Here is a 21267-nt window from a genome sequence, read left to right as displayed (position 1 = left end):
TGCCAACCACATACTAAGTTTACCTTATTTACCCCGCGCACTTTTGACTCAGCTACAAACAAGCGCGCATTTTCCAGTTAGGATGGATTCTAAACCGTTATCTCACCACCTCTTCTTCAAAAAATAAATCACTGCGCCATGAACAATAAATCCAAGTAAAACTAAAATCCACATGAGCTTTTTATAAATAGGAAAAGGAACTGCTGCTACAAAATCATCATATAGCGTGATAAGAAGCCAACCGATCGGAAAGACAGGAAATGCGGCCGTATAAGCAGTATTCAATATCTGTTTACCGCGTTCATCTTTCCCTTCTGCACGATACTGGAACTTCCAGCTTATGACTAAAGAAACAATAAACAAAATAATTAACATAAATCCAATAAGCATAACTGCATCCATAATTAAAAATCCCCCTTATCATATTGAAATACTTCACCAATCTCTTTATCAAAGATATAAGCAATTTCAAAAGCCAACTTCAAAGATGGATTATATCGGTTACTTTCCAACGAAATAATTGTTTGTCTGCTAACCCCTACCTTTTCAGCAACAACCTTTTGCGACCACTTCTTTTCTGCCCGCAAAACTGCCAGTCGATTACGCAAAACCCCATCCCTTTTTGGTGACATTTTTACGACGCCTCCTCCACACATAATAGTAACTTATTTTTTACAAAAAGTAAACTATTTTTAACATATAGTTAAAAATAGTTTACATAAATGCGTATTAAGCCCGAACTTCCTGGTGGAATCCGACAAAAATTAAAAATCCCACATATATAGCTGTGGGATAGAGGGTTAGAGATAATTACGCAAAATGATATATGTTAAATAGGCGAGGTAAAATAGGACTAGGATAACTCCTTCTGCTTTCTTCACTTTATATTGTGTTCGGGAGAAAATTAACAGAATAACAGTTAGGACCATCATAATAACAATATCGATAAATACGTCCGTATCAGTAATGAGTAAAGGGGATACGGCTGATGCTGTCCCAAGTACAAACAAAATATTGAATATGTTACTACCGACAATATTGCCTAATGCAATCCCGCCTTCTTTCTTCAGTGCCGCAGTAATTGATGTAACTAGTTCAGGAAGGGATGTTCCAAAAGAAACAACTGTTAACCCGACCAATGTTTCACTCATACCAAGTCCGTAGGCAATTTCCGTACTGTTCGTTACAACCAATTGTCCTCCATAAATGATACCTGCAAGTCCTAAAACCGTAAAGATGAGATTTTTTACCCATGAAATATCTTCGGATGTTTCCTTGTCTTCCTTGTCTCCTCTACTTTTTCGGGCAACTTCAAATGCGTAATACATGAAAACAATGAAAAACAACAAAAAGACAAATCCATCGCTTCGTGTAATCACATTTTCCGGCGTTCCCTGCAGGAATACATCACTAATTAAGACTAATAATGCTGCACTTGCCAATAATGTAAAAGGGATTTCCTTTCGAACAGTTTCATCTTCCACACTCAATGGAGCCAAATAAGCGGTTATTCCAATAACAAGTGTCAGATTAAAAATATTACTGCCGACGACATTCCCTAAGGAAACGCCGGAACTTTCGTTTAATGAAGCAATAATGCTAACTGTCGCTTCCGGTGAACTTGTACCGAGGGCCACAATTGTGAGTCCAATGATCATAGGGGGGACACGCAATAATCGGGCTATATTGGATGAGCCATCCACAAAAAAATCCGCTCCTTTTATTAGCAAACCAAAACCGATGATAAGAAATAAATAATCCATAAGTGCTTCTACCTCTACTTTGTTTTTTTAACGGTTCCTTTTTATTCATACCCATTCAGTCGCTTCATCATACAACATCGTCCATCCTTTCATATAGTAGAGAATATTCCGATATCGTGATACTATTAGTTTATTAGGAAGGGAGTATTCTGATTGGACAATAATAAACCGACCAAACAAAAGCAAACCTTACGGGAATCTATAATTTACTTATAACGATTACGCCTCTATCGAGGATGGTAAATGATATGAGCTGACGGATGGACAGTTGGAAATGATGAGTCCTTCTCCTACTACTATTCATCAAGCTGCTCTGTTCGAAATATAAAAGTTGCTTACTTTAAATTTTACGATGCAGAGATTATGGATAATATACCGGATATCAAAGCTGCTTAACATTGTTACAACCTTCTGGTACTTTTTCGGAAAGCTTTAATCGAAAGGATAGTGTAAAAATGATTGTTCGGGAACATGCTGATCACTTTATTATGATTGACCAACATCATCATGCGCAGCTATCGGGATTGTTAGCAGTTCACTGGGAGGAACGCTTTTTCCCCGGAATACAATGGAAAGATTCCGTATTACATGCAATCCGTCAACATGATTGCGGTTGGAAAGCATTTGACAATCAGCCGTTTTGGAATGACCGGAAAAACCAACCTTATACTTTTGTTGATTTTCCCGATCCGGCCAAAGCTATTTTATATACTCACGGAATTGACACGGTTGAAAAAAAGGATCGCTATGCGGCTCTTTTATGTAGCGAACACTACCGGCGGTTTATGCAAAATGTTGACTCGATTGAAGCACAAAATTTTGTGCTTCAAGAAGAGAAGCGCCAACAGCGACTAATCGAGCAAATCAATTCCTTTAACAGCCATTTATTTTCCCTACATGCTGAACTACTTAAAATTTGTGACAATTTATCTCTGTATATTTGCTTAAACGAACCTGGTACAACAAAGGAAAAAGAGCATGCCTTTTTTAAGGATGGATTTCCTCTATCACCTGTATTTCAAATGAGAGGCGCCGAACGGATGAACCTTCATTGGCAAAATGAAAACACCATTACGCTTGCTCCATTTCCGTTTAAAGAACAAATTGCAATCCCATTGGAATATAAAATTTTAAATAAAAATACGATCTCCAAGAATGGATTAAAGGAAGCTTATACTGCAACACCTATCAAAAAAGCAGTCTTTTTCATGCAGTCCGAAAAATAAGTGTAAACAACTAGAGGTATTTTGGATTGTCTGCACACACGGTCTTTCTATACTTCTATTCAATGGCCAAAGCGTATATTATTTATTGTTAAGCTCTTCTTTCAAGTCGAAAAAAGCATCGTTTAAATCGTTTGCCATTTTTTCCAACCCTTCTTTTTTTGGCAAGTCTTTTGATATGTATATCGGTTCGCCGTAAATGATTTTAGGTTTGGTTCGTTTGAATAAATCACTGAAGTTATTCGGACCGGTATACGCTACAGGGATGAGCGGAACTTTTGCCGTGCTTGCGATCGTCACCGCACCCCTTTTTAAAGGAACCTCATCACTCGTTCTTGTTCCACTTGGAAATATACCGACCACTTCTCCCTCTTTTAATAGCTTCCGGGGGATTTTTATCGTGCTCGGTCCGGGGTTTTCTCGGTCAACCGGAAAAGCGTGCAAACTGTTCATTAACCATTTCAATAATCTATTTTGAAACAACTCTTTTTTTGCCATATAATGTATTTTAATCGGCAGAAGAGAGACGCCAAGCCATAATATATCTACCCAACCAGTATGTGTACATGCAATAACATATCCACCTGATCGTGGAATATTTTCTTTTTGATAAACTTTAATAACGCCGAATAAACTTAGAAATATTTTAAGTAAATAGCCCGCAAAATAATACATTTGATCACCTTCTGTTATCTTTTTTGTCCTTCTTTACTTTACCACAAAGTCCTATGACCTGATATGAATAATAACATTCATTATCATATTTATTTAATACTTTCCCCATCTTTCGACTAAATCGCTAAGCCTTATTTTAACACAGAAAAGAGCTTTTACGTTTTAGAAAAGTTGCTGCTTTAGGACAACGCAAGCACAAACAGACCATTGAATAACGGATTATCATTCACGGTCTGTTGTTTTATCCTAATTATTATATCGTTTTACTAAAACAATTACAGTCCATGTCTCGACAAATTTAGCGTTGTTTTTTCACATGAAAATTATGCTGTAACACTGGCCAATTTTGTGGAAATGGATTTCCGAGTACCCAATAACTGGCACCGCGCAGACCATATTGTTTAATAAGTTCATATTTCACTTGTACACTGCGAGCATCCTCAAACCAGACCTCGTGCTGCTGACCGGATTCATCTACATACCGGAAAAAGGGTGATTGATATGTTGAATCATATTCAATGGCCACTCCATATTTTTCCGCCAGCTGCACCGCTTCTTTCGGGCTTATCGTACGAGCAATTGTTCCTTCAACCCAAGGTATATTCCAGTCCCTTCCATAAAGGGGCATCCCCATTAAAATTTTGTCCCTAGGAATGACTTGAACGGCATAATCAAGAATATCACGCACTTTATTTATCGGAGCGATTGCCCAGGGTCTTCCACCAGCCCAGCCCCATTCATAGGTCATAAGCACGACAAAATCAACAATCTCCCCATGTGCCGCATAATCATGTGCTTCATACAGCAATCCTTCTTGTTCAGCACTTTCTTTTGGAGCAAGTGCGGTAGATACGGTATACCCTTCTGGCCGCAACCTGGCAACAACTCGACGCAAAAAATTGTTGTAGTTTTCCCGATCTTCTGGATAAACATATTCAAAGTCAATGTTCAGTCCGCGATACCCTTTTTCTCTTATTTTATTTAGTATATTTGTAATTAGCTTTTCTTGTAATTCCGGACTTCGTAAAATAGTAGCCGCCAAATCCGAATCAAAACCATCATCGCTAAAATTAGTTAATACGAGCAGCGGCATTATATTTTGAGCTCTTGCAGCTTCCAGCAAGTTACCTTCCTGCATGCTCGTCAATGTTCCATCCGGCTTCATACTGTACATAAAAGGCGATAAATACGTGAAGTTTCTCCCTAGCGCTGATACTTCCTGCCTTCCTTGTTCATTAACTTGCGTTGTATACGCATTTACTTCGGTTTGAGGATTTTTCTGAAAGGGAATAAGCAACGATTGCCCTTGATAAATAAGAGAAGGGTCAGCAATATTGTTCGCTTGACTGATGACCTCAATGGGCACCCTGTACTTTTGTGAAATTAGCCATAACGTCTGGCCAGGCAAAACTGTATGGAACCGATAAGGCATTTTTAGTAATTCTCCGACACGAATTACATTTGGGTTTGTTATATTATTTGCAGCGATAATATCTTCCATTCGCACACGATATGCTTGAGCAATCGAAACCAATGTATCATTTGGCTGCACAACATATTCCCGATCTGGATCCGGTACCACAATTGTTTGCCCAACTACCAATACATTTGGATCGTCCAATTGATTAAGTAAAACAACTTGACTCACAGAAACACCATAACCATTGGCAATCTGCCATAATGTCTCTCCCTGCTTAACGACATGAATCTGCATTTTATTTCCTCCTATTTTTCTGATAATCTACAGCTATTCTATTCACGCGTAGAGAACTTGTTATAAAAGTCCAAAAATATGATGTTCAATTTTTCGTATGGTTCTTGTAAAGGTAAAAAATGCTACGCATGTGTCTATCTAAGAAGGCTACACTAATAAAGCAGGAGGTGACCATTTTGGCGAACACGAAAATTAAAGTAACTGATCATGGTCCATACCGTATTACCGGTTCCTTTGATATTGTGGATGAAGAAGGGAACACATTTAATGAGGAACGGACTGTTTCGTTATGCCGTTGCGGATATTCTGATGATAAGCCTTACTGCGATGGTACGCACGAAGAAATTGATTTCAATAGCGCACCACGAGCTAAAGATGATGTTATGATCGAAGTTTAGACTGCCTGAGCGCACGTAGATTCTGACCATTGGAAAGGGGACGATAAGTTGGAAACAACCTACCTTCCCCTTTCACCTTGTTATACGATATAATGATTGAATAGGACAAATAGTTTTATGTACTTACTACATGCACGGAGGGGTATTAAATGAAGCGAATCACTGTATTTTGCGGTTCAAGTATGGGAGCGTCTTCCACGTATAAAGAGGCTGCAATACAACTGGGAAAAGAGCTGGTAAAACAGGAAATTACCCTTGTTTACGGTGGTGCAAGCGTCGGGTTAATGGGTACTGTGGCTGATACCGTCCTTCAAGCCGGGGGGCAGGCGATTGGTGTAATCCCTCAAATGCTTGAGGAAAGGGAAATTTCCAACTTGGAGCTAACAGAACTACATATCGTTGATTCTATGCATAGTCGGAAAGCGAAAATGGCAGATCTGGCAGATGGATTTATTGCATTGCCGGGTGGAGCCGGGACATTGGAGGAATTTGCGGAGATTTTTACATGGGCACAGTTGGGCGTTCATCAAAAGCCGATAGGCCTACTAAATGCAAACCACTTTTTTGATCCGCTCATTGCTTTTCTTGACCATATGTATACGGAGAAGTTTATGCAGGAAAGACACCGTCATCTCGCTCTTGTCGATGAAGACCCTGCGAAATTGATTGAAAAATTTCATTCCTATAAACCACCTGCTATTAAAACATATATGAATGAGGATCAGATCTAGTCTGACCTTCATTCATCCGACTGTTTCCCCTTATTTTGGTAAGGTAACTTGAAACGCGGAACCTTGACCAAGCGTACTTTCTGCTACAATCGTTCCGCCATGCAGCTCAATTATTTTTTTCGTTATGGACAGCCCCAGTCCAGTGCTCGTTTCTGTTCGGGTTCTTGCTTTATCAACTTTATAAAAACGTTCAAATATTTGTGTCAAATCTTCAGCTGCAATGCCGACACCAGTATCTTCAATAAATACATCAATAACTGATTTGGTTTCAGTCATTGTAATTGTAATCGTGCCTCCTGCTGGCGTATAGCGAACAGCATTTGTTATTAAATTCATCCATACTTGATAAAGTAGCTTCGGATCCGCTTTAATCATCGTGGAAGGTATATCCAATACGACCGCTATTTCCTTTTCCCGCCAATGCCATTCTGTCGCTGTAACAACTTCTCTTAGTTGTCTATATAAATCGAAAGTTACTTTTTCGTAATTTTCAATTCGATCCAAATAAGATAACGTTAATAGTTGTTTACTCAACAATGACAACCTTTTGCTTTCCCTTTCAATAATGGAAACATACCGTTGTCGCTCATCTTCTGCCAAGTGATCCTCCTGCAACGCTCGGGAAAATCCTTGGATGGATGTTAAAGGCGATTGGATTTCGTGAGAAACATTCGACACAAACTCCTGCCTCTTCTCCTCAATCCTACTCAAGCTGTCGCTCATTTTTGTGAAATCATTTGCTAGCCTTCCTATCTCATCCCTACGCTTCTCATTCAGTTTTATATGGTAATTTCCGGCCGCAATTTTTCGTGTTGCTCTTGTCAATTGTCTGATCGGCTTTATAATATGCCGCGTACTCCATAATACGAACAAAAAACTAAATAACAACATTAAAACAAGCATAACCGCCAAAAATTGGCGCATTTCACCAAATTGTTTTAACGTATTCGGTCGGACAAACAACGCTTGCACTTCACCGTCAGCTTGAATCGGAACTCCGATCGTATTTTTCACCTCATTATCAAAAAATCCGGTAACAAATGGCTTCCAAGCAAAATTGGAAATACCATGATAAACTTCGCCTGCCAAAACCGTTTCAATTTTACGGGATTCCAATTCATAAGAACGGAATTCCTTGCCAAAAACTCTATCGTTCCCGTCTTGGTCAACAACATAAAATTGATAACCTAAGTCGGCCATCGACTGCAAATAAGTATCGAGCTTTTCATTTTCATTTTCCTCAAATACCGAAACGATGCTTTGTGCAATTTGGGTCACTTTTTGATCATTGACTGGCTTTAAATAATGCTGATAATAAACGTTTGTTACGATAAACGCAATTATCGCACTTACGACCATAATCCCCATCGTTGTGACGATAATACGCACATATAATGTTCGCACCTCTATCCCTCCCAACAAGGACTACGTTAACATAATAATATGTACAACAGATGAACGGTGAATCAAGATGGTGATACGCTTGATTCTAACTTGTATCCTAATCCACGTATGGTACGAATGAAAAACCCAGCTTGTTGATCGGGGAATCGTTCACGCAATCGTTTAATATGAACGTCTACCGTTCGATCATTCCCGTCATAATCATAACCCCAAACAAGTTCTATCAATTGTTCCCTTGTAAACGTGCGATCGGGATAACTTGCTAGTTGGGCAAGTAATTCAAATTCCTTTAAAGGAAGAACCATGAGCTTTCCTTGGAAATCAATTTCATAGTTATTTCGGTCAATAATCAAATTGCCGACAGTTATTTTCTCTTCATTTACCATTTGAAACCTTCTTAATAATGCTTTTACACGGAATAAAATTTCCTTTGGTTCAAATGGTTTCACGACATAATCGTCGGTTCCGGCCAAATATGCCTTCTCTTTATCGGAAATCTCCGCTTTAGCAGTAAGCATCAATATAGGAATATCATAATAAGCACGTATTTGCTTGCACAGTGCGTATCCATCGATATTCGGCATCATAATATCAACAATAGCCAATTGTATGTTGTTGGTTTCCAACTTCTGCAATGCATCGCTTCCGTCCACGGCATCTACCGTACGATAACCTTCTCTTGCCAAATAAAAACCGACTAATTCGCGAATATTCGGATCATCATCTACAACTAAAATAGTATACATCTTAGACTCCTTCTCGCAAAAGATAGCTTTTCCTTAAGAAAAGCGCAAGCGCCCTGGTAAGCCTCAGGCATAGCTTAAGCAAGAAATCGTAGTGGCCGTATTGCCACGAAGAGTTATTGCTTAAGGCCTCGAGGGGGCTGAGTTGACAGGCTTAGAACGCCATATCCTGGGACTGCGCATAAATGCTCGCCCCACCGAAAGCATTTGTACAGCTATGAACAAAACTTTATACTTTCTGACTTCTCAAAAAAACTGTTCTCCAACAGAGAACAGTTTTTCTGGTCCTTATTCTTTTAGTCCAATCAAATCTTCAATTACTTTTGCAATCTGATCTGCATATTTTTCACATTCTTCTTTTGTTGGTGCCTCTACCATTACTCGTACAAGTGCTTCTGTTCCTGATGGACGCACGAGGACACGGCCTAAATCACCAAGCTCCTGTTCTACTTTTTCTACTTCATTAAGAACGGTCGTGTTATTCAGAGCCTTTTGCTTGTCCGTTACGCGTACATTTTTTAACACTTGCGGGAAAATGATCATTTCCATTGCCAGTTCTGATAAAGGCTTACCTGTTTCTTTTAAAATATCGACAAGCTGCAATGCAGATAACAGCCCATCACCGCTTGTGCTATGATCCAAGAAGATAATATGACCGGACTGCTCGCCGCCCAGGTTGTATCCTTCTTGACGCATTTTTTCCATTACATATCGATCGCCAACAGCTGTTTTTACACTTTTAATCTCATTTCGTTCCAACGCCCGATAAAATCCAAGATTGCTCATTACTGTCGAAACAACCGTCCCATGTTTTAAATAGCCTTTTTCATGCATATACTTTGCACAAATAAACATGATCTGATCCCCGTCAACAATATTTCCTTTTTCATCCACAGCGATTAATCGATCTCCGTCCCCATCAAAAGCAAGGCCAATGTCCGCTTTCTTATCCAAAACAAAGGCTTGTAGTGTTTCAGGATGAGTGGAACCGAAGCCATCATTTATATTTATGCCATCGGGAGAAGAACCGATCGTATCAATCTCCGCTTCCAAATCCGCAAATAAATGTGTTGCTAAACTTGAAGTCGCCCCATGCGCACAATCAAGTGCAATATGGATATCTTCAAAGTCGTTGTCCACAGTTTCTTTCAAGAAAGAAAGATACTTCTGACCGCCTTCAAAATAATCATTTGCGACACCAACATGCGCGCCAATCGGTCGTGGTAAATTGTCTGTACCGTCCATTAATTGTTCAATTTCTTCTTCCTGTTCATCTGTTAACTTAAACCCATCTGATCCAAATATTTTAATTCCGTTATCTTCAACTGGATTGTGGGAGGCCGAAATCATGATGCCCATTTCTGCATTATTTGCTCTTGTTAAATAAGCAACTCCTGGTGTAGAAATGATGCCTAAGCGCATTACTTCCGCCCCAATGGAAAGAAGTCCGGAAATGAGTGCATTCTCCAGCATCTGACCAGATATGCGAGGATCACGTCCAATTAAAATTTTTGGTCTCTCAACCTCTTTCGTTAACACATACCCGCTAAAACGACCAACTTTAAACGCCAGTTCCGGAGTCAGTCCTTCATTGGCTATTCCTCGAATACCATCTGTACCAAAATATTTTCCCACACTATATCTCCCCTTTATTTCATATGTAACATGAGAGCGATGTTCCAGTTTGTTTTACATTAGCAATACTAATAACTGTGTTGGATTCTATAAACATCATTTCATTTCGATCGTTACTTCTTCATATTCTCCACTATAAGCCACTTGCTCAGGGCCGCTAATGTTCACAGGTACTTCATGCTGTCCCTCTACTAACCCATTTGCATCAATCGACACTTGAACATCATCTGCCGTGAGTGCCTTTACGTCTTTTTCATTTCCCACGGCAGTAACACTCATCGAGGGCTTGTCCGGTTTAATAAAAGAAACGCCCTCTTCTTCAGCTCCTTCGACATTAATGGTCAAATCATCCAGTTCTTTTGTCTGTTCCAATTCAATCGTCACTTCAACTTCATCGAGGGAGGAGACAACATTACTTCCTAAATCTAGCGGTACTTTAATCGTCCCCGATTCCTCCACTTTCGATAAGTCTATCGCTTTTGTCGATACACTTTCCAGTCCTTTTAGTACTTCTGAAGTTGAAAAGATTTCGATTTCCTCCATTTCCGCTTCAATCGAAGCAAGTTCAAGTCCTTCAGGCAACTCATTTTCCGTTGAAACTTCCAATGGAACTTGCTTACTTGGATTATCTACACTTAAGGAAAGAACAGCATTCTCCGGTTCTACTCTGACATTTAATTCATTTCCTTGTCCATCATATATATTTATCGGTAATTCCCGGTTGTTAATCGATTCCGTTAGTCCTGATACATCGACAAACACCTTTACCATGGCGATTTGATCAATAATGTTTTTAGAACTAATAATGGTTACTGTATCTGGCTTTAGAGTCGGCTCTCCCAGTTCATACCCGACAGGAAGCTGATCTTCATTGATTAAATCAATATTAATTGGAAATTCCTTGGAAGAACGCTCTTCTATGACAACATCAATCGTTTTTGGTTCAATATAAACAGATAGATCGTTCGATATATTGGAATACTCAATTTCTACCGTATGTTCGCCTTCTTCAAGCCCTTCCAGCGGGGCAAATACCGTGAAGTTTTGTTGCCTTGCCGTTGGTGTTAACACACTGTTAGGCCCCTCCAGTGTAACGGTCACAAACTCTGGCACACCACTTACCACATACCGGTCTGAATCAATTTTGATCTCCAGAGGGACATTGTCCAAAGTTTGAGACTCCTGGGAAACACCAGGAAATCTTGAGTTTTCTGTTCCTGTGTCCACTTCAATACTCACGTAAACGTATAAAGAGATAGCGAAGGCTAACGATAAAACACGGACAAACCATTTACTCTTAAACCAATTATCCATTTGTCTCTCCCCCTTCTTTACGTGACTTCATTTCAGGGGTTTTCATATTTTGTGATAAATTGTCCAATAAAAGCTTTCGCAGCTCTCCTTCAGTTAATTCTCGACGCAACTCTCCATTTTTCGTAAATGCGATGTTCCCGGTTTCTTCGGAGACGACAATCGTTAGGGCATCCGTAACTTCACTGACTCCCACTGCCGCTCTGTGCCTAGTCCCTAACTCCTTGGAAATAAAAGCACTTTCAGATAATGGTAAATAACAAGCAGCTGCTACAATCGTGTCTTCCTTAATAATCACTGCTCCATCATGTAATGGGGTATTCGGTGTAAAAATATTCGTTAATAACTGGTGGGACAGCTGTCCATTAATATGAATACCTGTTTCGGCATATTCGCCAACACCTGTTTCCCGTTCAATAGTGATTAACGCACCAATCCGTCTTTTAGCCATATATGTACAGGAATTGACGATAGAATCAATCATCTTTTCCAACAATTCTTCTTCCGACTTCGAACCGCGGGTAAACAGGCTTCCTCTCCCCAATTGTTCCAGTGCTCTTCGGAGTTCAGGCTGAAACAAAATAATAATAACAAGAAAACCCCATAAAATAGCTTGGTTTGTTACCCACTGAATTGTTTGCAAATCAAAGATAATGCTGAGCAACCAAACAACGATAACGACAAAAATACCTTTCAACAGTTGAATCGCTTTGGTGCCACGGACGATCATGATTAATTTATATAAAACATACCAGACGAGAGCAATATCTACGCCTATTCGCAATAAATTAAAAAAGTCAAATCCCCCATCAAGCATGTTTTCACACCCTTACCTTTAATAATTCAATATTCTTTTCCGATGACTGTTGTGTTCAGGCACAGGGAATTGAAGTACCACGAATTTCCAATGCATTTATTTAAAATGCACCAAACTAGTAGAAAACAGTCAAATCTTAACTGTATATTCGGTATTATATCATACTCACCAATTAATTAAAGCGCTTAAGCATTCATTAATGACTTGGATAAACGATGTTTGGTTATTTTAAAGAATAAAACCAGAAAGTCGTTATTTACTTCCTGGTTATGTCGTGTATGGCGGCCTATGTGTATTTACTTTAACTTTTCTCCAAATAGCGATCCCATCAACGCTACAGCAACAGTCGCTGTTTTGTTTTTCTCATCAAGAATCGGGTTTACTTCAACAAATTCTGCAGAAGTAATAATGTCTGATTCGTGGAGCATCTCCATTGCCAGATGGCTCTCCCGATAAGTCATGCCTCCCAACACTGGCGTTCCTACCCCCGGAACTTCCCGCGGATCCAGCCCATCCAAATCCAAACTGAGGTGTACCCCATCGGTACGATCTTTCAAGTACTCAATGGCTTCCTCCATGATCGCAGGCATGCCGACCCGATCAATTTCATGCATTGTATATACTTTTAGGTTTATCTTTTTTATTAATTCCTTTTCGCCCGGGTCAAGATCTCTTGCTCCGATAACTACTACGTTCTCCGGTTTAACTTTTGGAAAATATCCGAGAATCTTTGTTAGTTTCTCATGCCCAAAACCGAGATTGACAGCAAGTGGCATGCCGTGAATATTTCCGGACGGAGATGTTTCATCTGTATTTAAATCTCCATGCGCATCATACCAGATAACGCCCAAATTATCATAATGCTTGGCTATCCCTGCTAAACTCCCGATCGCAATGCTGTGATCGCCTCCGAATACGAGCGGAAAAGTCCCTTTATTTATTTCAGCATCGACCATTTCAGCCAAATGGTTATTAGCCTCGGCAATTTGAGTTAGATTGCGTAAATTCCCTTCTCCTGCCTTATGTTTTACATCCGGTCGCGATACTGGTACATCCCCAAGATCATTAACGGTATAATTTAATTGCTCCAATCTGTCTATAACTCCTGCATAACGTATTGCACTGGGCCCCATATCCACACCTCTGCGACTTTGACCCAAATCCATCGGCACTCCGATAATCGATATATTGTTTTTCATGACGTTCGCCTCCCTTTCCTCTATTTTACCCAATAGAATGCATGTGACTCAACTCAACAATATTTTGCATAAATATACAGTGAAAAGGTTAAAATACCCAATAAATATTTATTGGGTGGTCTTAGAATGAAGAGTCAACAATTTGAACTTCTAAAGGTAATTAGAGGTGAAGCTGAAAAATTAAGTGAATATCAAATAGAATATTGGCAATCCTTTTCGAGTATTACAACGTGGCAATTTTGGGCATTAGTACTAATATTAATTTTACCTCTCATCGTGTTATTCATTATAATTGATAAAAGTAAAATATTGCTCCTCGGTTTTTTCGGCCTTAACTATCACGTCTGGTTTTCTTATACCAATTCCATCGGTGTTGGACTTGGTCTGTGGGAGTATCCTTATCACTTAATACCAAGTTTGCCAAGCTTTAGCCTGGATGCTTCACTCGTTCCAATCAGTTTTATGCTGTTATATCAATGGACATTACACCATAAAAAGAATATTTATTTATACTCTTTATTTTTATCAGCAATATTTGCTTTTATACTAAAACCACTCTTGGTAAATTTCCATTTTTTCCATATGTTTAGTGGCGTGAATTACTTTCATTTATTTTTATTTTATATGATATTCTTTATTGTATCTAAGTTAGTTACAACTCTTTTTGTTTGGTTGCAAAAAAAGAAAAATAAATAAAACGTTTATTAAATTATCGAGCGCTATAACCTAATAACTTTGCGCCTGAATTGGGACAGTTAGCTGTGTGATCGAGGAGGTGAGAAAACATTAAATAATGTCGTTTACTTTTTTTCACTTGAACAATACCTTCAGTATTCATCAAAGCTTTATTCCTTTCTTTAACAATGCTATGAATTGCAAGACTTAAAACCAAGCGTGAAGACAACAAGGCTGAACATCTGTCAGCCTTGTTTTGGAGTATTAACTCCCTTTCACTTTGGCTTCATAATCCAAGTAGTCCGCCATCGCCTTCCGTTGGACTGGTTGTAAGAACTGCGGCAAGGGCTTCCGCAGTTCAGTAACTAGCGCACCCTTTATGGGATCAAACAAATCCCTGTATAGATCAGAAAATAGTTCCGGTTCAGGCATGGGGCCGCCGGGGGCATTGTTCGTCACTTCGTCTATACCATACTTCGCATAATCGTATAATTCATACTCCTGTCCATCTGGGACAATTTGGATTCCACCGGGGGCCCATCGACTATATACACCCAGTTTGGAATATTTGGTGCGATAACCAATCACGTGGGTTGGGATTGACCTTGGCGGCAATGGCTTTGGTAGCTGTACCTGTGAAACAAGCACATCACGATATGGAATACCGACTCTTGGTCCTTCTTCAGGGATATCCTCATCACTAGTGTGTAGGATATAATCCCTTCCTTTCGCACAGGAATCTTTAAGCATCGCGGCTAAATTGGCCCGATCTGCCCATTGGGCGTACTTGGGTTGATAGCGCCACTTGTTACTACCGGAAGCAATGGTAAGCAACAGTGGAAGAATATCGACATGGGAGGTAAGCTCGCTTCGACACGTGTCGGCTTGCCTTGTTGGCACAAAACGACCGGTAGGATCTTTTACATAAAAAGGGACATGAATGCCACCCTCATACACTGCAAAGGCCTTGCCACGCAGACCATTTGCACCGCCGTATTCTCCGTGGTCAGACGTGAAAATCACAATGGTGTTTTTAGCGTATTCACTTTGCTCCAATGCTCGCAACACCCGCCCAATCTGTTCGTCGACATACTGCGAGGCGAGATAATATAGATCAAGTAACTCATACCACAGCTTCTCAAAATTGGGGCCATGGTATGGCATAACCCCAAAAACCAGATCACAAATTAGAGCCCATGCCGCCTGTGCCGTTGGTTTATTTTGCCGGAATAATGCATCAGGCCACTGCTCAAAATTGGTTGGCAATCCTGCATGAAACTGCGGAATCGCTGGTGGAGAGTTCTCCCCTGGTATCTCTTTCGAATACTTTGGAAACCACTGGACGTCGTGCGGATTAACTAGACTTACTGTCGTACACCAGGGCTTTGAATCGTCATATCCTTCTAGCCAATCGATAAACAAATCGGAAATATCCGGATCGCTAGCCAAGCCCTGTCCAGGTGCTCCGTTGGGTGACGGACACGGTAGGGCATCCCTTTGAAATCCATATTTATCTAAGGGACAATCATTTGACAGATGCCACTTACCCCACCAGAAGGTACGATAACCGAAATCACACTGTAGAACCGATCCCCAGGTGGGGAAATTTGGGTTCAGATCCGGTGTGGGCGGCAAACCTGCCAACCCCTCCGTATTGGTTAGAAACATGGCGTTTTGGTGCGAGTAAAGTCCGGTCAACAGTGAGGATCGCGATGGGGAACAGGCAGTTGCTGCGGCGTAATGTGCATCAAAACTAACCGATTCACTGCGCAGCCTTGCAAGGTTCGGTGCAGCCTGGTCTTGGAGCGACTGATTGAAGCTTCCTTGAGGAAAACGGAGTTGGTCCACAAGAACAACCAAAATATTTGGCTTTTCTTTGGAGTAATTGTTATTACGGTTACCCAAAATCATCTCTCCTTTCAATTGTGTATAATAGCTTACTAAAACGAAATAGTTTTGCATGGTTTGTATACCCGGTTATTCCAGAAAAGGGCGCGATTCTGGAATAATGAAAATGCCTGTGCATTGTCGAATTGTTGAATAAGAATTACCATCAGCAACCTCCTGATATCGACTGATAGGGGGATTGCTTTTTGATGTTTAAAATTAATTAAGGACTTGAATCGCACGTTACGTTTTGTTTTATACTGAAATAAACGATTTGGAGGAGATTAAAAGTGTATTCTATTGGTCAACTATCAAAAAAAACTGGCGTGACGGTTCGTACATTGGATTATTATGATGAAATAGGTTTGGGCGCAATTCAGGAATAAGGATTGTGCAGTTAATGGGGGTAGTGTGGAAAAAGTCATACAATCATAATAAAAGGAACCTGATTAGCTGCCGCACGCCAAAAGTCAGATCTTTACTCTAACTTTTGGGGTGGGGCCATCCAAATTCCTTTTTAAAGTGCTATTTGGACTGTTAAATGTAGTGTCAATTTTTATGTTATTACAACAAAACAAAGCAATATTCGTTCCAATAAAAAGAAATATTAAATAGATCGAGCACCGTGTGGATACGGTTTAATTGTCAACGGGCGTATATCAGCTTCTTTCCAGGCATTCATTAACGATTCAGCTGCTTCATCGGATGCGACAAAGGCAATTCCGCAATCTCCTCCACCAGCACCTGACAGTTTTCCCGCGCCGCCATGTTCTCCAGCCAACTCACTTAATTTTTTTAATTGGGCTGTTTCAATTTCTACATCAGCTGCCTCACCAACAGCCGCCAAAGATTCTCTATTTTTCCGAATCCCTTCCATAAAAAGAGGAATATTGTTTTCTTTTACCCCTCGCAAAAATAAATCGACAGCTGTCTGGCTTTTATCAAGAAACTTTTGGTATGCTCTTTCATCCGTTGTTTTAAGCTGCAAAATCCGGTCAACAAGCTTTGCAGTAGATGCGGGCTTGCCTGTCCAACCGATACACATGTGAATATTGTCAGGAAGGCGCAACCGTTTAACAGAAAAATACGTCCATTCTTTATGAATCAGCGTATTTATGTCTGGTGTTTCCTTATATTGCTCTGCTAACCATTCCGCTTGAAAAGAGGCATATTGCAGTAGACCGCCATAGGCAGAGGCCGCAATATCTGCCCCCGAACCATTCCCTTGCGTTTTAACGTGTGCAACGGCCGCCAATTTGAAAATAAGTAACTCAGATGGAGGATTCGGCAAGTATTTCATAAGAACTGCTGACACAACTGCCGTTACAACTGCTGCGCTGGAGCCAAGTCCATACTTCACACCTGAGGCATCATCCAACTCACTTGTAAGCGTAAGCGCAAATGAATCCGGCTGCACATTATTTTCATGGAGATATGTTAAAACGGTATGTAGAGCATCCGCAACAAAACGAATCCGTTCATCGTCTGAACGGACATCCAGTTTATGATATTGATAATTCCAAGGCACCTGGTTTATTCCGAAGTTTTTCAGCGTTAATTGATTCGTATCCCTGGGGTCGATTGTTGCATATACAAAGCGATCGACTGCAGTTACTACCAATTCGTGGTATGGTTCCAAAACAGCGAATTCTCCGGCTACCATTAATTTCCCGGGCACTTTTACCGTTAATGATTGATAAGGCAATATGTCCAACTCCTAAAGATAGGATATTCCATTACCGGCACGACTTAAAACAACGTCGGATACGCCGGGAGCTTCTCGTAATGTTTGTTCAACAAGCGCTTCGTGTTCTGGCAAATAAAGCACTTTTACATTAGGACCAGCATCAATTGTAAAATATACCGGAATGCCGTTAGCTCGCATTGTTTGGACCGTTTGCATAACAGCCATTGTCGTATCATGCCAATACGTAAATGGAGGATGTGCACCTAATGTTGTAGCATGCATTTTTAAACAGTTGGCTTCCGCGATCTGTCCTACTTGTTCAAAGTTCCGTTCCTTAATTCCCAATTTGATTGCATTTAAATCGTTCGGAATGTTATCAAGCCAACCTTGATAAAATACAGACGTATCGACTGTCCGCTTCATCCCTTCACGACTCGATACATCCTTTTTATCCGCAGACAGCACAACGGCTGCTACACGGATATCCCAATAATCCGCCGGAACGATTGGAACCGCATACGAATCCGAACCATCCGCTCGCTCACCTTTTTCCCACTCGGCAAAACCACCATAAATGGAACGACAAGCAGAACCCGAGCCTTGTCGAGTCAACATCGAAAGCTCCTGATCCGTAACATTCAGATCAAGCGCTCGTGTAGCTGCAGCTGCCAACGCAGCAAAACCTGATGCCGATGAAGCAAAACCAGCAGCGGTAGGTACGGCATTAATAGAATACACATCGGCAAACAGATCTTCCTTGCCCGCATAAGTACGAATAAGGTCAAGATATTGCGTTACACGCTCATATTGTTCACCGGTAACAGGTTGTTCATCCAACACAAAAGTATCTTCGGTTAAATCTTCCTCAAAAGTAACCGTTGTCGTTGTATGAAACCCGTCCAACGTTAAAGATAGACTATTATTAGTCGGCAAAATTTTCTCTTCATCCCGTTTGCCCCAATATTTAATTAAAGCTATATTCGTGTGAGCCCTCGCTGTAGCCTTCATGACTTTTCTCCTTTAACACTGCTTTTTCATCTGTTTGGCTATCTCCCGAAACAACGTCTCGGCTTATTTACAAGCCTGTTCATCTTTTTGACGAAGAGCAAACGACCAAACAGCATGAGCGCCAAAGCGTTTCAATTTCTCTTTTAATTGATGAGAATGTACTTCATTACGAGCCAATGCAATAATACATCCCCCGTTACCGCCACCGGTCAATTTGGCTCCGAGTGCACCTTCTTGTAGCGCATAATAAATGAGGCGATTTAAACCAGCATCACTTATACCTAACGATTCCAATTCTTTCTGTGCTTCATTTAAAAGCTGTCCTAATAAATGTTTACTCGCTTTTTCTAGTGCTTCTCTCACTTGATACGTTATTTCTCCAATTCGTTCAATTTTTGAATGAATTCTTTTTGGTGCCGACTTCAATAAACTCGTTACCGATTCAATAGCTGTTCGTGTATCCGCCATTCTTCCCGAGTCAGCCACAATAAAATAAAGGTCTTCCTTTGGTTGAATAAAATCAATGGATCCTTCTCTTTCGAACCAAACCGCACAATCGGATGTGATCGTTAGTGGATCAATGCCACTAGGCGCGCCATGCGCATATGTCTCCGCAATGTTTGCCAAGCTTAGCAGCTGTTCATTCGAATACACCTCATCGTTATACGTGAATAGCGACTTAATAACAGCTACTGCTACGGATGCACTTGAACCCAATCCTTTACCAGGAGGAATGGATGATTTAATTCGTATTAATAAATCCTTACAAGGTTTATTTAAAAATTCCAATGTCCCTTTAATACAACTAACGATACCCGCAAGCGCAGGCGGTGCAGAATCAATTGGGCCATGATAAAAAGTACTATCAATGGTCACCGTTCCAATCACGTGCTCCACAACGGATTCCACACCTACAAGTGGAAATGGAATAGCGATGGCTGGTTGTCCGTGTACAACCGCATGCTCACCAACAAGTATTAACTTACTATGTGCAACGCCCGTAGCGATTTTATCGGTAGTTGTTACTTTTTCAGCAGTCATTTTTACACCCAACCAATATTTCCTCGGCTTTTCCAACACGGACTTCCTTTAATTGAACCAACTTTTCAGCCACGATATCTATCATCTCCCCGGTAGCTCCCGCCGCAATAGCGACAGAACGTGAATGTAGCGCCATATGACCTTTTTGAATTCCATCCGTTACCAAGGCCTTTAACGCTCCCAAGTTTTGTGCAAGTCCAACAGCAACCATCACTTGAGCCAGTTCACTTGCCGATGGATTTCCTAATATATCAAGTGCTAATTTCGCCATAGGATGAACACGTGTTGCTCCTCCGACGGTTCCGATTGACATAGGCAATTCCAATTCCCCTCTGAGATTTCCCTTTTCATCAACCGACCATGTCGTCATCGACCCATAATGCCCGTTTCGAGCTGCATAAGCATGTGCTCCTGCTTCCACCGCACGCCAGTCATTACCTGTTGCAATAACAATTGGATCAATGCCGTTCATAATCCCTTTATTATGTGTCACGGCCCGATATGGGTCCGATGCAGCAAATTGATACGCTTGAATAACACCATCCCGCACTTCCTCACCGGAGAAGCCTTCGGACTCAAGTAAATGTGGCGGAATAGAACATGTAGCTCGTGCAAGACATCGATCGGCATAATTGGAAAGAATGCGCAAATATACCTTCCCGCCTGTGAGCTTTTCAACAGTCGGCGCCAATGCTTCCACCATCGTATTTATAATATTAGCCCCCATCGCATCACATGTATCCACATACAAATGAACGACAAGCATTTGCGAAAATGTTGATTCCGAACTTTCATTTAGAATACGGACGTCAAGCCCTTCTGCTCCTCCGCCTCTGGCAGCTATACTCGGATACGCAGCATTAGCCACTTCAAGTAATTCCGCCTTTTCATTCAAGATGGCCTGTTTGGCAGCATGCATATCCGGACAGCCGACGACTTGAATTTGTCCGATCATGATCCGTTCGGTTGCCTCTGTTTTGAATCCTCCGGCACTTCTAGCTATTTTGGCAATATAGCTAGCTGATGCCACAACAGAAGCTTCTTCAATTGCCATTGGAACCGCATAGTCTTTATCATTTATTAAAAAATTTAGTCCTAGACCGAGCGGAAGTGGAAACGTGCCGATTACATTCTCGATCATTTTATCGGCGGTACCCGTTTTCAACGGCTCCGTAGAAAATAAATAGTCCACTTGCTCCTCAGGTAATGCATACAACTTTGCAATTGTCTTCCTTCTATCTTCTACTGTCATATTGTAAAATCCAGGTATCCTGGAGGTTTTCATACAATTCACCCTTTTTTGCACTACGTCAACTTCTCATATTCCTGTCAATATCTTTGTCTATTATACATGGA

The 21267-nt window shown here is 40.7% G+C and carries 20 protein-coding genes and 1 pseudogene; 5 read left to right on the top strand and 16 right to left on the bottom strand.

Going from position 1 to position 21267, the window contains the following annotated elements:
• Positions 1–102: 102 nt before the first annotated feature.
• The 3 genes from ACLIBG_RS09575 to ACLIBG_RS09565 all read right to left on the bottom strand — a co-directional run bounded on the left by ACLIBG_RS09575 (position 103) and on the right by ACLIBG_RS09565 (position 1763).
• Positions 103–402, bottom strand: coding sequence for a hypothetical protein (locus ACLIBG_RS09575; RefSeq protein ID WP_439312539.1), 300 nt, complete (start codon positions 400–402; stop codon positions 103–105).
• A 2-nt stretch (positions 403–404) separates the two neighbouring features.
• Complete coding sequence (locus ACLIBG_RS09570) at positions 405–632, bottom strand: helix-turn-helix transcriptional regulator (protein WP_439312538.1); 228 nt, start codon at positions 630–632, stop codon at positions 405–407.
• Between the two features lie 168 nt (positions 633–800).
• Positions 801–1763 carry a calcium/sodium antiporter gene (locus ACLIBG_RS09565; RefSeq protein ID WP_439312537.1) on the bottom strand — a complete coding sequence of 321 codons (963 nt, stop codon included), beginning with the start codon at positions 1761–1763 and terminating at the stop codon, positions 801–803.
• A gap of 455 nt (positions 1764–2218) precedes the next feature.
• On the opposite strand from ACLIBG_RS09565, the gene ACLIBG_RS09560 reads away from it, so the two are divergent.
• Complete coding sequence (locus tag ACLIBG_RS09560) at positions 2219–2989, top strand: DUF3891 family protein (RefSeq protein ID WP_439312536.1); 771 nt, start codon at positions 2219–2221, stop codon at positions 2987–2989.
• 78 nt (positions 2990–3067) lie between these two features.
• Here the strand turns inward: ACLIBG_RS09560 and ACLIBG_RS09555 are convergent, their stop codons facing one another.
• Positions 3068–3661, bottom strand: a complete 594-nt coding sequence (locus ACLIBG_RS09555; protein ID WP_439312535.1) for a lysophospholipid acyltransferase family protein — start codon at positions 3659–3661, stop codon at positions 3068–3070.
• A 298-nt stretch (positions 3662–3959) separates the two neighbouring features.
• Positions 3960–5375 carry a glycoside hydrolase family 18 protein gene (locus ACLIBG_RS09550; protein ID WP_439312534.1) on the bottom strand — a complete coding sequence of 472 codons (1416 nt, stop codon included), beginning with the start codon at positions 5373–5375 and terminating at the stop codon, positions 3960–3962.
• Positions 5376–5551: 176 nt separating this feature from the next.
• Here ACLIBG_RS09550 and ACLIBG_RS09545 point away from each other — a divergent pair, with 176 nt between their 5' ends.
• Positions 5552–5773 (top strand): CDGSH iron-sulfur domain-containing protein, encoded by a 222-nt coding sequence (locus tag ACLIBG_RS09545; protein WP_439312533.1) that lies wholly within the window; start codon positions 5552–5554, stop codon positions 5771–5773.
• Positions 5774–5922: 149 nt separating this feature from the next.
• Positions 5923–6504 carry a TIGR00730 family Rossman fold protein gene (locus tag ACLIBG_RS09540; protein WP_439312532.1) on the top strand — a complete coding sequence of 194 codons (582 nt, stop codon included), beginning with the start codon at positions 5923–5925 and terminating at the stop codon, positions 6502–6504.
• 30 nt (positions 6505–6534) lie between these two features.
• Here the strand turns inward: ACLIBG_RS09540 and ACLIBG_RS09535 are convergent, their stop codons facing one another.
• From ACLIBG_RS09535 to rocF, 6 genes are all read right to left on the bottom strand, one after another.
• The gene (locus ACLIBG_RS09535) at positions 6535–7908 is read right to left on the bottom strand and encodes an ATP-binding protein (RefSeq protein ID WP_439312531.1); all 1374 of its coding nucleotides are present in this window, start codon (positions 7906–7908) and stop codon (positions 6535–6537) included.
• A gap of 62 nt (positions 7909–7970) precedes the next feature.
• Positions 7971–8654, bottom strand: a complete 684-nt coding sequence (locus tag ACLIBG_RS09530; protein WP_439312530.1) for a response regulator transcription factor — start codon at positions 8652–8654, stop codon at positions 7971–7973.
• A 285-nt stretch (positions 8655–8939) separates the two neighbouring features.
• Positions 8940–10286 carry a phosphoglucosamine mutase gene (glmM, locus tag ACLIBG_RS09525; RefSeq protein ID WP_439312529.1) on the bottom strand — a complete coding sequence of 449 codons (1347 nt, stop codon included), beginning with the start codon at positions 10284–10286 and terminating at the stop codon, positions 8940–8942.
• 96 nt (positions 10287–10382) lie between these two features.
• Positions 10383–11600, bottom strand: a complete 1218-nt coding sequence (locus ACLIBG_RS09520; RefSeq protein WP_439312528.1) for a CdaR family protein — start codon at positions 11598–11600, stop codon at positions 10383–10385.
• Complete coding sequence (gene cdaA / locus ACLIBG_RS09515; protein ID WP_439312527.1) at positions 11593–12414, bottom strand: diadenylate cyclase CdaA; 822 nt, start codon at positions 12412–12414, stop codon at positions 11593–11595. The genes ACLIBG_RS09520 and cdaA overlap by 8 nt, the downstream gene beginning before the upstream one ends.
• A gap of 296 nt (positions 12415–12710) precedes the next feature.
• The gene (gene rocF, locus ACLIBG_RS09510; protein WP_439312526.1) at positions 12711–13613 is read right to left on the bottom strand and encodes an arginase; all 903 of its coding nucleotides are present in this window, start codon (positions 13611–13613) and stop codon (positions 12711–12713) included.
• Between the two features lie 126 nt (positions 13614–13739).
• Here rocF and ACLIBG_RS09505 point away from each other — a divergent pair, with 126 nt between their 5' ends.
• Positions 13740–14309, top strand: a complete 570-nt coding sequence (locus ACLIBG_RS09505; protein WP_439312525.1) for a CBO0543 family protein — start codon at positions 13740–13742, stop codon at positions 14307–14309.
• 243 nt (positions 14310–14552) lie between these two features.
• On the opposite strand, the gene ACLIBG_RS09500 is transcribed toward ACLIBG_RS09505, so the two are convergent.
• Positions 14553–16193: a sulfatase-like hydrolase/transferase gene (locus ACLIBG_RS09500; protein ID WP_439312524.1), complete on the bottom strand. Its 1641-nt coding sequence runs from the start codon at positions 16191–16193 to the stop codon at positions 14553–14555.
• Positions 16194–16465: 272 nt separating this feature from the next.
• On the opposite strand from ACLIBG_RS09500, the pseudogene ACLIBG_RS09495 reads away from it, so the two are divergent.
• Positions 16466–16543 (top strand): annotated as a pseudogene (locus ACLIBG_RS09495) (MerR family DNA-binding transcriptional regulator); the annotation flags it as partial.
• Between the two features lie 239 nt (positions 16544–16782).
• Here ACLIBG_RS09495 and ACLIBG_RS09490 read toward each other — a convergent pair.
• From ACLIBG_RS09490 to ACLIBG_RS09475, 4 genes are all read right to left on the bottom strand, one after another.
• Positions 16783–17880, bottom strand: a complete 1098-nt coding sequence (locus ACLIBG_RS09490) for a phosphomevalonate kinase (protein ID WP_439312523.1) — start codon at positions 17878–17880, stop codon at positions 16783–16785.
• Positions 17881–17892: 12 nt separating this feature from the next.
• Positions 17893–18870, bottom strand: coding sequence for a diphosphomevalonate decarboxylase (gene mvaD / locus ACLIBG_RS09485; protein WP_439312522.1), 978 nt, complete (start codon positions 18868–18870; stop codon positions 17893–17895).
• A gap of 63 nt (positions 18871–18933) precedes the next feature.
• A complete protein-coding gene (gene mvk / locus ACLIBG_RS09480) occupies positions 18934–19947 on the bottom strand; it encodes a mevalonate kinase (RefSeq protein WP_439312521.1) in 1014 nt (337 codons plus the stop codon).
• Complete coding sequence (locus ACLIBG_RS09475; protein WP_439312520.1) at positions 19901–21196, bottom strand: hydroxymethylglutaryl-CoA reductase, degradative; 1296 nt, start codon at positions 21194–21196, stop codon at positions 19901–19903. Before ACLIBG_RS09475 ends, mvk begins: the two co-directional genes overlap by 47 nt.
• Between the last annotated feature and the right edge of the window lie 71 nt (positions 21197–21267).

Origin of the sequence: Virgibacillus sp. W0181 (genome assembly GCF_051846915.1) — a bacterium.
GTDB lineage: Bacteria > Bacillota > Bacilli > Bacillales > Amphibacillaceae > JBPYCR01.
Note: the sequence above shows the minus strand (reverse complement) of the source record. Positions and strands in the feature narration are given on the sequence as shown.

Bases quoted from the DNA above. Each gene is read 5' to 3' on its own strand.
- ACLIBG_RS09575 (WP_439312539.1), bottom strand. From the start codon at position 402: ATGGATGCAGTTATGCTTATTGGATTTATGTTAATTATTTTGTTTATT.
- ACLIBG_RS09570 (WP_439312538.1), bottom strand. From the start codon at position 632: ATGTCACCAAAAAGGGATGGGGTTTTGCGTAATCGACTGGCAGTTTTG.
- ACLIBG_RS09565 (WP_439312537.1), bottom strand. From the start codon at position 1,763: ATGGATTATTTATTTCTTATCATCGGTTTTGGTTTGCTAATAAAAGGA.
- ACLIBG_RS09560 (WP_439312536.1), top strand. From the start codon at position 2,219: ATGATTGTTCGGGAACATGCTGATCACTTTATTATGATTGACCAACAT.
- ACLIBG_RS09555 (WP_439312535.1), bottom strand. From the start codon at position 3,661: ATGTATTATTTTGCGGGCTATTTACTTAAAATATTTCTAAGTTTATTC.
- ACLIBG_RS09550 (WP_439312534.1), bottom strand. From the start codon at position 5,375: ATGCAGATTCATGTCGTTAAGCAGGGAGAGACATTATGGCAGATTGCC.
- ACLIBG_RS09540 (WP_439312532.1), top strand. From the start codon at position 5,923: ATGAAGCGAATCACTGTATTTTGCGGTTCAAGTATGGGAGCGTCTTCC.
- ACLIBG_RS09530 (WP_439312530.1), bottom strand. From the start codon at position 8,654: ATGTATACTATTTTAGTTGTAGATGATGATCCGAATATTCGCGAATTA.
- ACLIBG_RS09520 (WP_439312528.1), bottom strand. From the start codon at position 11,600: ATGGATAATTGGTTTAAGAGTAAATGGTTTGTCCGTGTTTTATCGTTA.
- cdaA (WP_439312527.1), bottom strand. From the start codon at position 12,414: ATGCTTGATGGGGGATTTGACTTTTTTAATTTATTGCGAATAGGCGTA.
- rocF (WP_439312526.1), bottom strand. From the start codon at position 13,613: ATGAAAAACAATATATCGATTATCGGAGTGCCGATGGATTTGGGTCAA.
- ACLIBG_RS09505 (WP_439312525.1), top strand. From the start codon at position 13,740: ATGAAGAGTCAACAATTTGAACTTCTAAAGGTAATTAGAGGTGAAGCT.
- mvaD (WP_439312522.1), bottom strand. From the start codon at position 18,870: ATGAAGGCTACAGCGAGGGCTCACACGAATATAGCTTTAATTAAATAT.
- ACLIBG_RS09475 (WP_439312520.1), bottom strand. From the start codon at position 21,196: ATGAAAACCTCCAGGATACCTGGATTTTACAATATGACAGTAGAAGAT.